This is a genomic window from Corallococcus sp. CA053C (assembly GCF_003611675.1).
Taxonomy (GTDB): Bacteria; Myxococcota; Myxococcia; order Myxococcales; family Myxococcaceae; genus Corallococcus.
Genome location: NZ_RAWA01000006.1, coordinates 1 through 12175, shown reverse-complemented (window position 1 = coordinate 12175; position 12175 = coordinate 1). Strand labels below are relative to the sequence as shown.

Genomic DNA, 12175 nt, shown 5'->3' with positions numbered 1-12175 from the left:
CCTGTTCGGTGGCCTCACGACCGCGCAGTGGGTGACTCCTGTTTTTCGATGCCCGCTTGCATGACTCGGGGCGCCGGCGGCACGAGCGCTGGGGCCCATGCCTGGGGATGACGTCACGGTGCCATCCCCTTGCCGTGGCATGCGGTGCACGGCCCGCCCGCTTCCTCCGGCAGTGTGCGCGCGTGCGTTCATGCCGCCACGCGTGCAAGCCGGCGGGAAGTACGGGCGGGTCTCCTGTGTCTGGCCTCCTCAACCCCCGGACAAAAGGACCCAGATGCTTCGACTCCTGAAACTTGCGCCCCTGGCGCTGCTCGTGCCCTGGGTGGCCCAGGCCTCCGTCGTCTGGAAGGGAGACTTCGAGACCGGCGACCTGTCCCAGTACACCGAAGCCTGGTTTGTTGCCCCGGACCGCATGCAGGTGGTGGGCGACCTTGTCCGTGACGGGAACAAGGCGCTGAAGGTGACCGTCCAGCAGGGAGACAACCCCGTCAACGCCAGCGGCAACCGCAACGAGCTGTTCCGCGGCACCTATGAGCCGGTCGACTCCGAGTACTACTACAAGTGGAGCACCCTGTTTCCCCAGGACTTCCCCAGCTCACCCCGGTGGCAGGTGTTCACGCAATGGCACCATGACGGCTGCTGTGGTTCCCCGCCGCTCGAGTTCTTCGTCATCAACGACACGATGAACATGCGCGTCGGAGGAAGCTCGGGCGAGGTTCTATGGCAGGCGCCGGTGCAGCGGGACCAGTGGAACGACTTCGTGATGCACGTGAAGTGGTCGCCCGACCCGAATGTCGGCTTCGTCGAGCTGTACTACAATGGCAATCTGGTGGTGCCGAAGCGCAACATCGCCACGCGCTACCCGGACACGGCGGGCTACATCCAGCTCGGCTACTACCGGGATGCGACCATCGCGCAGACAGCCTCGCTCTACCATGATGGCTTCACCATGGCGACGACGCTGGAAGAGGTGATGCCCGCGGGCGGGGACCCGTCCACGCTCGCCGCTACGGCTCCCTAGGATGCCTTGTGCGCTGCACCTGGAGGGCCTCGCTCATGGCGAACAACCCCGGGAGTGCCAGGACGGAGTCAGGGGCCTGGAGCGCTCGGGCGGCACAGGACCAGTCCCACGTCATCCGGGAGAGCGCATCTCGCAAGCCGAGGCAGCGCGGTCAGCGCGAGCACTGCGGCGTTTGCGTCGGCAAGGCTCACATGCTCCCGGATGCGACGGAGGTCGACGTACTTGAACAATCCGTCTGACGCGCCGAGGAGGACACCGCCTCGCCACGCGAGCTCGAAGGTGACGGGCCGCGCCTGCCCGCTGCCGAGCAGGGGCTTGCGGTGTTGATGCTCCGTCAGCGCGGTCGATTCGCCTCCCTGGAACAGCCACAGCTCCGAGTCCCCCGCGCTGGCCCCCACCACGCGCCGCCTGGTGACACAGGCGACCAGGGCGGTGGTTTCACCGCCCTGTCCCGAGGCCACCCGCTCCGCGTCGCACCGCGCCAGCAGCTGGGCCAGGCTGGCGTGTGTCTGCTGGAGATGAAAGGCTTCTGCGCCGGCTCGGCGTGCGGCTCATGGGCTCCCCGTCAGCGTCCCTCACCTGCCGCTCTGCTCCCGCCCGCTACGCCCAAGAGGGCTCCTGTCCTTCCTATGTTCCACGGTAGGCGGCGACCTCAGGCGCGCCAGGGGAGATGGGCGTTACGTTGTTACGCTGCTTGGCATCGTCCAGCGCTCTTGCGCTGCTGCTGGCGCCGCCCCCAGAGGGGACGCGAAGGGAAGTGCGCGATTCTCCGAGCCCAGGTGGAGGGTTCGATTCCCTCCGCCTCCACAGTGAAGAGCCTGGCAATCCGGTATGGGGTGCCAGGCTTTTTCTTTGTCTTCGCTTCTTCATGTCGCACCACGCCATGCGTGCTTCAACGGACCTTGCGGCGCTCCTCGGCCAGTTGCGTGTTGAAGGCGCGCACGGTGGCGAAGCTGCGCCGGTAGTCCGCGACGATGTTCGGATAACGCGGGTTGGCCAGCAGCTGATAGCCGGGGGCGCTGAGGCTGTCGGCGTAGGCAAGGCGTACCGGCTTGCCATCACGGGTGTCGTTCCACGTCCAGCCGATGCTGCCCGGGGTATGCCCCGGCATGAAATGCGCGGTGAACTCGACGCCGCCTTGAGCGACGACCTCACCGTCCATGACCACGCGATCCGCCACGACTGGCGGGAAGGTGATGTCATCGCCGAAGTGCAGGTCATCGCTGCCCCCGCGCGCCAGTTGAACCGCCGACTCGGCGCTGGCCACGATCCGCGCGCCGGTGCGGCGCTTCAGTGCCGCGAAGGAGCCGGCGTGGTCGGCGTGTGCGTGGCTGCTCAGAATCAGGCGCAGGTCATGCGGAGCGAAGCCGCGCCGCCGCAGGTTGGCCAGCAGAGGGTCGGCCATCTGCGGCATGCCACCATCGAGCAGCACGAGGCCGTCCTGGGTTTCCACCAGCAGGGCGGTCAGCCCCTCGGTGCCAATCTGCCAGGTGTGGTCGGCGATGCGCAGCGGCTGGATGGGCTGCAACCAGGACGCTTCAACGGTATAGGCCTGCAACTGCGGCAGCTGTGGCAGCGCCGGCGGCGCGGCAACGGCGGGGGTGGAGTGCAGCAGGCAGGCGGCGAGGGCGCAGGTGAGTGTCTGGGAGCGCATGGCGAATGGGAAACCTTGCTCAATCGAAATCACGGTTCTTCGCATCGTGGATGCTGCGTTTGGGTTTGAAGGGCGCCTGCTCCCGGGCCGCGGCGATGGGGGGCCTGGCGGGCTCGGGGGCAACGACGTGCCCTGCCGGTGCCGCGGAAGCCACGGGAGGCCGGGCATGGCTGGGAGGCCTGGGCGGCACGGGAGGCGCCGGACGATTCCGCGCCGCCAGCAGCGCCTCGTGGGCCTTGGCCTGCGCCCGTGCCCTCTGCCTCACGGCCTCCTGCGCCTCACGCTCCTCACGGGCCCGGATAGCTGCCTGCACCGCCTGCACCGCCGGACGCTGTGCCGGGACCGCGAGCACCCGCTGGTACTTCTCCCAGAGCTCGCCCATCCGCTCCTTCCACAGGCTGTAATGGATGCTGGAGCCAAGCGGGGCCCGCACCTCGAAGATGGGCGAGGCCACCTGGGCGCCTCGAAACTGCACGAGGTCGACCCTGTTCCCCATCGCGCCGAGCCCGATCAAGAGGTCGTTCCGCTCCGCGGTGAAGAGATCCTTGTTGGGGATGTTCTTCAGCCAGTCGTTGAAGGTCGGAGTGACGTGGGCGACCTTGTGCCAGGGGATCATCTGCTTGCTGAGCTCAATCAAGATCTCATGATGCGCCAGCCTGGCGGCTGGCGTTGCCGCCAGCAGCGCCTGCTTCATGAGCCAGGCTCTCCACTCCTTCTTCATGACCTGCTTTCCGCCCTCCCGGCAGCTCAGCCGGTCCTGCTCGGCTTGGGGGAGCAGGCTGAAGAGGGTTCGGAAGTCGGTGCGTGACAGGGTGTCGAACTTTGCCTTGATGAAGGGCTTCTTCGCGTCATCGCCTGCCCGGATCAGATAGTCGATCACGATCCAGATGAAGCCCCAGGTCTCAGCCGGGAGCCCGGGAACTGGCTGGCCATCCGTGAACGGCTCGTTGCCTGCACGCACCCTCGTCCTGAGCGTGTTCCAGTGCGTGCTCATCTTGTCATGAAGCTTGGCGTCGCCGTAGTTGTCGAAGCAGCGGATGCCATAGATCTGCGGCACGCATTCCAGGGGGACACCGACGGTGACCTGGACTGCCCCATCGATGGGCCCCTTTTTCTCGAGCTCCCACCGCTCTTTCAAGCCCTGGAAGACAAGGCTGGAGTTCTTCTCGCCTTTGGCGTTCTTGATGAACTGTTCGTCCCATGTTCTGGCCAGCGTCGCCATGCGGCTCGCGGTCGCGATCAGTTGCTCCAGCGAATCCGCCGGAGGGTCGCTGACGAACTCGACGACCGGCAGCTTCGCGCTGGTCGGCTCGTAGACGGCTTTGAAGGTCCTGCCGTCCCGCCAGATCACCGTGCCCTTGGACTTCTTCCGGGGGCTCAGGATGTCGATGCTCCCGCACTCGAACTCCACTCCGAAGGGCATGCACTGCCCCACCCTCGGCCCGCCTGGCGCCGCGCGCGCACGGGGTGGGGGTGGTGCCGCGAGGCCATCCAGCTCACGGAGCGCGAAGGCTGCCGCGTGAGCCCCCATCCTGTCCGCCTCCGCCTCCAGGGAGGCTTCCTGGACGATGGCGCGCTGGCGGCCCGGAGGGGGCAGGACGCGGCCAGCGCGCTGTTGCAGCACGTGTGTCAACTCATGTGCCAGGAGTTGGAGGCCTCGGCGGCTGACGGGATCGTACTGGCCTGGCGCGAACCAGATGTCCGAGCCCACGGTCACCGCGGCCACGCCCAGCCCGGGGTGGACATGGATGCGCACCTGCGAGAGGTCCTGGCCCCAGAACGCCTCCATCCGGGTGCGCAGGCGCGCTGGCAGTGGCGCACCGGCCTCGGGTGTCACTTGAACGTCGCGGGTTCCTCCACCGTGCCTGCTCATGGTGAGTCCTTCCTCGTTGTCTGGGTGAGCGCCAGCAGCTTGTCCTGCCACCACCGATTCGCCAGGGCGCCCAGCCCCAGCTCCGCCTCGCACCAGGCTCCCTGCACCGCGGAGAGGAGCTGCTCGGCCTCCTGGAGGCCCGGGGCCAGTTCCAGGGCGCGTGTGCCGTTTTGGAAGGCGCGCGCATGCTCTCCCAGCTCCAGGTACACCTGTCCCAGGGCGACGCAGGTCATCGGCGCCTCATGCGCCTGGAGCGAGCGTTCGAGCAGCTCGCTGGCCTGGCGGAGCTCTCCCTTGCGGCAATACACCTCGCTCATCCGCAGCGCGAAGTCCCGCTGCCGGAAGCGATCCCGGGCAGCGCCTTCGCGCAGGTAGCGGAGGGCCGTCTCGAGATCTCCGAGCGCCAGCGCTGTTGCTCCAGCCTGTTCGTAGAGCGTGAGCGCATGGGGATCCAGGGCGAGGCACCGATCGTAGAAGCGCAGGGCGCGCCTGTGCTCTCCCGCTTCGGAGAGCTTCTGTGCCGCGACCTCGAAGTCGAGCCGGTCCTGACCTGCCTGCGGCCGGCAGAAGCCTGTCGCGAAAGCCTCGCGCAGCGCAGAAGAGAGGGGAGCCCCCCGGCGCCACAGCGCCGTGCGCGTCGAGCCGTGCCACCCCGGGCTCACGAGCAGTTCGTCCGCCCTCATGCGGGCCAACGGCTCGAAGAGAGGAAAGCAGACAGGGTGGTTGAGGCTGTCCCCGTAGAGGACGGGGATGCGGCTGCCCGGGGGGATGTGCCCTTCGGAGGAGCCGTCCTCGAAGTCACTGAACAGGAACGCGCCGCCCGACGGTATCCGCTCGAGGAGGGAGTCCAGCAACTCCACGAACGCGTAGGGGTAGGCCAACTCCGCTTCAGCGCAGTGGGCGAGCACCTGTTCGAGCAGGGAGGGGTGGAGCGGGCCGCGGAAGGTCTCTCGCAGGTTGACGGGCAACCACGCGTGCTCGCCCACGAGCCGCCGCCACGGCGCTGCCTCCTCGTTCCCTTCGGGCTCTGGGGATGGGGATGCATCGGTGGGAGGAGGGCGGCGCTGCGAATGCAACTCGAGCCACGACTCGGCCTGCTTGCGAAACACCTTGGTGGGTAGGACGCAGCACAGGTAGTTCGCCACGACCGCCCAGGGGGCCAGCGCCACGGCCTCGCCTTCGAGCGTGCGAGCCACGGTGGGGGCGCGGGCATCCATCAGGGCTGGGAGCACGTGGCCGGAGGCGATGAACTCGGCCAGCGCGGTCCGCTGGGCGGCCTGCTCGAGTGACAGGCGGGAGACGTCCGTGAAGACGTAGCTCACGCGGTTGAACAGGGCGCGCCCCGCCTCACCCAGCTCATCCCTCAGCGCGAGCAGCAGCCCGACGGCGAAGTCTCCCAGCCCGCCGCCCAATTCGAGCACCTGGATGCGCGTGGCCGGGTCGGCTCGGCCCTCTGCCTGGAGGGATTGGATGAGCTCCAGGAGCAGGACGGAGTGTTGACGGGCGAAGGCGTGGTTGTTGGTCGCGCGATGGGGGATGTCTCCTTCGGTCCAGGCCTGGATGCCCCGAGTCTCGAAGTAGGCGGCATGGGCCTGCCATTGGTGGCCTTCGTCGTAGGGAACCCAGGATCGAGCCTCTGGCGCCATGACTTTCGGACTGTAGTCGACCTTGGGTCGAGCAGTGAGAACGGCCGTAACGCCGGTCCTCCCGGTTCCCTCGCGGCCATCGTCACGGGTCTCTTCCGATACGCGGCGAGCTGACCTGCCACGTCACAGATCAAACGCTCCGGACTGCCGCGTCACGCCGCCCACACCCGTGTCTTCGTGACCGCATCCGTCCCCCCAGGAAGCCGGGTCGCCTCTTGACGCGGGCTTCACCGTGAGCGTGTCGGACGCGGACGAGGCAGGAACGCAGGAGACGCTCATGGGCAACGCGGGGGTGTTGCGCTTCTGGACCGCATACCCGCCCACCGTGGAGGAGTATCAGCCGACGCCCTTCCCCTGATGGCGCGGGGCGCTCCCTGGCCTACCTGTCCCGGCCCGAAGTCCCGGCCAGTAGCGCGGCGCCACCGATGCGTTCGAGGAGGTGGTCAGCGACCTGTACGACGGCTTCCTCAGCGCGGAGGATCGCCGGGGCGTTCATCCACCGGACCAGGGCACCCTCGCGCCGCGGGTGAAGTGGGGGAACCCGAACTTCGGGCCGTACACGTGGCCGGTGGACATGGCCTTCCTCGGCCTGGGACTGGAGTGCGGCATCGTCAACCTCCCGCCCTCGCAGGGCCGCGCGGGCCTGCTCTCGTGGGCCACGCTCGGACACGAAGTCGGTGGGCACGACATCCTCCACGCCGACACCGGGCTCGCGGAGGAGCTGTCCACCGCGGTCTACGATCGCCTCCAGAAGCAGGGCCTCTCCTCCCTGGCGAACTACTGGGCCCGGCGCATCGACGAGACGGCCTCGGACGTGCTCGGCATCCTCAACATGGGGCCCGCGGCGGGCATCGGCGTCATCGGGTACTTCCGGGGGCTGGACGCCGCGTTCGGCGGGCCCGGGCGCCTGAAGAACGTGGGAGCCTCGTCGTCTCCACACCCGGCCAAAATCGTCCGGGGCTACCTCGCCGGGAGTGTCGTGAAGCGCCTGCGCTTCAGCCAGGCGGAGGCCTGGGCCCAGGTCATCTTCGACGAGGTGGACCAGGACCTGAACCCCGCGGAGCTCCAGCTGGGCACCCAGCGCGTGACGCCCGAGCAGGCACGCATGTCGGCGGACCTGGTCGCGGACGCCATCATGACCCACCGCGCGAAGGCGCTCGAAGGGCAGTCGCTCGCGTCGACCCAGAACTGGCGGAACCAGGACGAGCAGCGGGTGCAGCAACTGAGGCGCCGGCTCGCGACGGGCGTGGGCAACCTCACGGAGGAACTCGAGACCGGGACCTACGCCGCGCACGTCGTGGCGGCCGGCGTCGTCGCCGGCCTGACCGAGCAGGCCGACGTGCGCAAGATCTTCGACCGGATGGTCCGCATGCTCAAACAGATGCATGACCGGAACCCCTCCTGGGGGCCGCTGTTCGTCCGGCACCGGGGCGACGTCGTGCGGCACTTCATCTATCCCCACGAGGCCCGGAGGGCGTGAGGCGTTCCCCGCCGCTCGTTCGTGCCTGGGGCAATCGTCGCGGCGCTCAGGGGCAACCCAGGCGCGCGGGAGCTCCACGTATTCGTCGCGCAGCTGGCGACGACGCTGGAAGAGGTGATGCCCGCGCCCGCGGCGCCCCTTCCGGCCGAGGGCGGGGACCCGTCCACGCTCGCCGCTACGGCGCCCTAGGATGCCTTGTGCGCCGCACCTGGAGGGCCTCGCTCATGGCGAACAACCCCGGGAGTGCCAGGACGGAGTCAGGGGCATGGAGCGCTCGGGCGGCACAGGACGAGTCCCACGTCATCCGGGAGCGCGCCGCTCGCAAGCCGAGGCAGCGCGGCCAGCGCGAGCACTGCGGCGTTTGCGTCGGCAAGGCTCACATGCTCCTGGATGCGACGGAGGTCGACGTACTTGAACAATCCGTCTGACGCGCCGAGGAGGACACCGCCTCGCCACGCGAGCTCGAAGGTGACGGGCCGCGCCTGCCCGCTGCCGAGCAGGGGCTTGCGGTGTTGATGCTCCGTCAGCGCGGTCGATTCGCCTCCCTGGAACAGCCACAGCTCCGAGTCCCCCGCGCTGGCCCCCACCACGCGCCGCCTGGTGACACAGGCGACCAGGGCGGTGGTTTCACCGCCCTGTCCCGAGGCCACCCGCTCCACGTCGCACCGCGCCAGCACATCGCGCCAGGTCTCCTCGCGTTCCACGTCGGCCCCGGCGTCCTGGACGGCACGCAGCACGGCCTCCGCGGCCTCGGCGCCACGTCGTGAGTCCACGCCACCAGCGACGAGGTCTGCTGCGCGGGCACCCTCGGCGGCAGGTGCTGCAGTACCAACGCCTTGAGCGTCTCCAGTTCGGGCACTTCCTCCGGCCGCCCCTCCAGCATCCCCGACGTCGTGAGCGCCGCGCGGTACGCCCGCTCCGTATTCGGGCCCATCCCCAGCAGCCGGGCCACTTCGCGCGCACCCGTCCCCATCCGGTGCAGCCGCACCAGCTCTCTCAACCTGCCCATGTCGACTCTCCGGTAACTCATCCGCGCGCGTCCCTCCGCACACCGCTCCGGTGGTGCTCGGTGGTGCGCGAGGATGCATGGGATGACCGCCCAGGCAGGCACTCAGCCCACCCACTGGCCACGTTTCTTCCGACCGCCGCGCCCATTGCTCCGGCGCGCGATCCACTTGGCCGACCCGACTGCGATCCATTACCCCGGCCCGTTACACCGGGGGCAGCGCAGCTCAACAGGTCTATTGGGGCCTACGCCGTCAGCGCTGGCCGTAGCTCTCGGACAATGTAAAGCTGCTTTGCAATTCAGGGATCCACTCATTCACTCAGAGTGTTGATAAATATAAACCTACTTCAACCTGTCACGTCGCTCCGCCCGGCGTGGGCTGGCAGTACCTTGCGTCTGCCTTTGTGCGAATCCCTCTCGCACAGGCACCAGGAGCTTCCCGTCCATGTCCAATGCCGCAGGGCCTCGGAGCCTGCGTGGTGCTCAAGTGCGTCCCCCCTGCCGCAAGTGGCGGAATTGACCGAGAAGGTCCAGCGCACCCGAGCACGTCTGGAGGAGGAAGTCCGGCTGGCGCGCGTTCGACCCACGCCGAATGTGATGGGTTTTCGCTGACTCATGCATGGCTTTAGCTGTGCGAGAACGACGGGCATTGTGCCGAATCGGCAGGAATCCGCCCGCGGTCATGAATTGGCAATTGACAGGTCACCCAACGGGACGCTATTCGTTTCCACTGCGGGTGAATAAAGACAGCCCGCGTTCACCGAACGACAGTCCAGCTTGGGTGCCCGCGAGCTCCGCGCAAGCCGTCGCGAGGCCGTGGTGCGTCCTTTCAGGGGGAACTCAATGAAACACAAATCAATTTCGCTCCTCGTCATGATCACGGGGGCCGGTTTGCTCGGCCTCATCGGCGGTTGCAGCCCGATCTCCGTCGGAGACAATGACGCGTACGTCGGTTCGGCCGACTCCGCCCTCACCGCCGAGCAGTGCGATTACTTCGATGTCAACGGCAAGGTCCAGCTCTGCCACAAGACCAGCTCGACGAGTCATCCCTACACGATCGTCCGTGTGAGCGAGCAGGCGTGTATCAACGCGCACAGCGCTCACAACGGCGACTACGTCACCAGCCTCGACCCGACCTCGTCGCTCTACGACCCGACGTGCAGCGGCCAGGGCTGCCTGTCCGTGAACGCGCCGTGCGACGCCACGGTCCCCTGTTGCGACGGCCTCACGTGCCAGAGCGGCACCTGCGGCGACGTCAACGAGTGCGCCGCCGGTACCGACAACTGCAACGATAACGCCACCTGCACCAACACCGTGGGCTCCTTCACCTGCGCCTGCAACGCGGGGTACGAGGGCGACGGCGTGACCTGCGCCGACGTCAACGAGTGCGCCGCCGGTACCGACAACTGCAACGATAACGCCACCTGCACCAACACCGCGGGCTCCTTCACCTGCGCCTGCAACGCGGGGTACGAGGGCGACGGCGTGACCTGCGCCGACGTCAACGAGTGCGCCGCCGGTACCGACAACTGCAACGATAACGCCACCTGCACCAACACCGCGGGCTCCTTCACCTGCGCCTGCAACGCGGGGTACGAGGGCGACGGCGTGACCTGCGCCGACGTCAACGAGTGCGCCGCCGGTACCGACAACTGCAACGATAACGCCACCTGCACCAACACCGCGGGCTCCTTCACCTGTGCCTGCAACGCGGGGTACGAGGGCGACGGCGTGACCTGCACCAGCACCGACGAGTGCGCCGCAAGCCCGTGCCTGAACGGCGGCACCTGCATCGACGGCGTGGGTAGCTACACCTGCGAGTGCGCGCCCACCTACGAGGGGACCAACTGCCAGGATTGCTCCGGCACCCTCGGGGACTGCAACGGGAACTCGTCCGACGGCTGCGAGGTGAACCTCCAGAGCGACGCCGATAGCTGCGGCGCCTGCGGCATCGTGTGCTCGACGGGCCAGATCTGCTCGGACGGCACCTGCAAGGCCGGCCCCACCGGCCAGCTCCCCGGCACGCCGATCAGCTCCCCCGCGAACCACAACCCGCTGGCCCCGGCGGTCGCCGATGTGAATGGCGACGGCAAGCTCGACATCCTGGTGGCCAACGCCGAATCCGGGTCGATCCTGCTCCCCTCTGGCTCGCTCTCCGTTTTCCTGGGGAACGGCGACGCCAGCGTCCAGCCGGAGGTCAACTACGGGAGCGCCTCGCTCTCCAGCAACGCGGTCGTGGCCGTGGACGTGGACGGCGACGGGTGGCTCGACGCCGTCACCGTCAACGGCCAGACCAACCTGCTCCTCATCAACGGAAACATCAGCGTCTACAAGAACCTGGGCCCGAGCGCGCCCGGGACCTTCGGCGCGCCGACGAGCTTCACCACCGGCACCCCGGGCTCCGTCCACCTCTGCACCGGGGACTTCAATCACGACGGGGTGGCTGACATCGCCACGACAAGCGTGACCCTGAGCCAGGTGAGCGTGCTCTTCGGCACCGGCGCGGGCAGCTTCGGCGCGCCCACGTTCATCGGCATCCCGAACACCGGCGGCGCGCAGTCGACGATCGCCTGCCGTGACCTGAACAGCGATGGCTTCTCCGATCTCGTGGTGACGAGCCCCGCCAGCGCACGCCTGTCGGTCCTCATCAACCAGGGCAACGGCTCGTTCGCCGCACCCGTCTCCTACAGCAACGCCCCCAGCGGCCAGACGGCGGGCATCGCCTTCGGCGACGCCAACGGCGACGGCAGGCTCGACATCCTCTCGAACGGCGCGGCCGGCCGGTTTCTCCTCTTCTTCAAGGGGAACGGCAACGGCACCTTCGCGAGCGGCGTTCAGTCCACCGCCGCGGCCACGACGGCCACCAACTCGGCGCTGGGCGTCGTGGCCGATGACTTCAACGGCGATGGCAAGCTCGACGCCTACATCCTCGTTACAACGGCCTCGGGCGGCGTCCGCCCGATGACCGGCAACGGCAACGGAGGCTTCACCTCGGGCCCTGTCGTCACGACCGGCGCCTCGCCTGGCCTCAACGCCATCGCCACCGCGGACATGGACGCGGACGGGTACCCCGACCTCATCCTGACCAACAGGGGCTCCGGCACCGTGACCGTGGTCCCCAACGGACTCTGAGTAGCTGTCCGCGATACCGCGATGGGCGGTGTGCCCTGATTTCAGCGCGGTCTCGGTAGGAGAATCGGTGCGCCGCGTGCTTCGCGCGCGGCGCACCGAGAGACGCGCAGGCGCCTGACCCGGCCTCACCTCCACAGAGGCCGTATTCCACACGGGTGCAGGACCACGCGGCGTGCTCGGCTCAACGTGGGGCCTTCCGGTTGCGATGCGTCCATGCGTTACGCTGGGGCGAACGATTTCGCTCAGGCCCGCCGCACGCGCGTGCGCAGCGCCGCGAACAGCCCCACGAAGAGCAGCGCCGCGCCGCCGATCGACCAGGCTGCGAACGCATCAGAGGGATGGGGGCCCCGTTGAGGGGGAGGG

At 68.2% G+C, this 12175-nt stretch carries 9 protein-coding genes; 4 read left to right on the top strand and 5 right to left on the bottom strand.

Annotated elements, in window-relative coordinates:
* Nucleotides 1-274 precede the first annotated feature (274 nt).
* Nucleotides 275-1021, top strand: coding sequence for a polysaccharide lyase (locus D7V97_RS01735; protein ID WP_233582453.1), 747 nt, complete (start codon nt 275-277; stop codon nt 1019-1021).
* A gap of 68 nt (nt 1022-1089) precedes the next feature.
* On the opposite strand, the gene D7V97_RS01730 is transcribed toward D7V97_RS01735, so the two are convergent.
* The 4 genes from D7V97_RS01730 to D7V97_RS01715 form a co-directional block, all read right to left on the bottom strand.
* Nucleotides 1090-1482 (bottom strand): hypothetical protein, encoded by a 393-nt coding sequence (locus D7V97_RS01730; RefSeq protein WP_120608827.1) that lies wholly within the window; start codon nt 1480-1482, stop codon nt 1090-1092.
* Between the two features lie 431 nt (nt 1483-1913).
* Nucleotides 1914-2708 carry a subclass B3 metallo-beta-lactamase gene (bla, locus tag D7V97_RS01725; protein WP_255424741.1) on the bottom strand — a complete coding sequence of 265 codons (795 nt, stop codon included), beginning with the start codon at nt 2706-2708 and terminating at the stop codon, nt 1914-1916.
* Nucleotides 2695-4548, bottom strand: a complete 1854-nt coding sequence (locus D7V97_RS45260) for a DUF4157 domain-containing protein (RefSeq protein WP_199728672.1) — start codon at nt 4546-4548, stop codon at nt 2695-2697. The genes bla and D7V97_RS45260 overlap by 14 nt, the downstream gene beginning before the upstream one ends.
* Nucleotides 4545-6194: an SAM-dependent methyltransferase gene (locus D7V97_RS01715; RefSeq protein WP_120608825.1), complete on the bottom strand. Its 1650-nt coding sequence runs from the start codon at nt 6192-6194 to the stop codon at nt 4545-4547. Before D7V97_RS01715 ends, D7V97_RS45260 begins: the two co-directional genes overlap by 4 nt.
* 232 nt (nt 6195-6426) lie before the next feature.
* Here D7V97_RS01715 and D7V97_RS46425 point away from each other — a divergent pair, with 232 nt between their 5' ends.
* Nucleotides 6427-6552, top strand: coding sequence for a hypothetical protein (locus tag D7V97_RS46425; protein ID WP_255424740.1), 126 nt, complete (start codon nt 6427-6429; stop codon nt 6550-6552).
* An 81-nt stretch (nt 6553-6633) separates the two neighbouring features.
* Nucleotides 6634-7674: a hypothetical protein gene (locus tag D7V97_RS01710; RefSeq protein ID WP_199728671.1), complete on the top strand. Its 1041-nt coding sequence runs from the start codon at nt 6634-6636 to the stop codon at nt 7672-7674.
* A gap of 257 nt (nt 7675-7931) precedes the next feature.
* On the opposite strand, the gene D7V97_RS01705 is transcribed toward D7V97_RS01710, so the two are convergent.
* Nucleotides 7932-8447: a hypothetical protein gene (locus tag D7V97_RS01705; RefSeq protein ID WP_120608824.1), complete on the bottom strand. Its 516-nt coding sequence runs from the start codon at nt 8445-8447 to the stop codon at nt 7932-7934.
* A gap of 1076 nt (nt 8448-9523) precedes the next feature.
* Between D7V97_RS01705 and D7V97_RS01700 the strand changes: the two genes are divergently transcribed.
* Nucleotides 9524-11812, top strand: coding sequence for an FG-GAP-like repeat-containing protein (locus D7V97_RS01700; RefSeq protein ID WP_120608823.1), 2289 nt, complete (start codon nt 9524-9526; stop codon nt 11810-11812).
* Nucleotides 11813-12175 lie beyond the last annotated feature (363 nt).

What these genes read in the sequence shown, in the direction of transcription:
- D7V97_RS01735 (WP_233582453.1), top strand. Translation starts at nt 275, where the DNA reads ATGCTTCGACTCCTGAAACTTGCGCCCCTGGCGCTGCTCGTGCCCTGG.
- D7V97_RS45260 (WP_199728672.1), bottom strand. Translation starts at nt 4,548, where the DNA reads ATGAGCAGGCACGGTGGAGGAACCCGCGACGTTCAAGTGACACCCGAG.
- D7V97_RS01715 (WP_120608825.1), bottom strand. Translation starts at nt 6,194, where the DNA reads ATGGCGCCAGAGGCTCGATCCTGGGTTCCCTACGACGAAGGCCACCAA.
- D7V97_RS01700 (WP_120608823.1), top strand. Translation starts at nt 9,524, where the DNA reads ATGAAACACAAATCAATTTCGCTCCTCGTCATGATCACGGGGGCCGGT.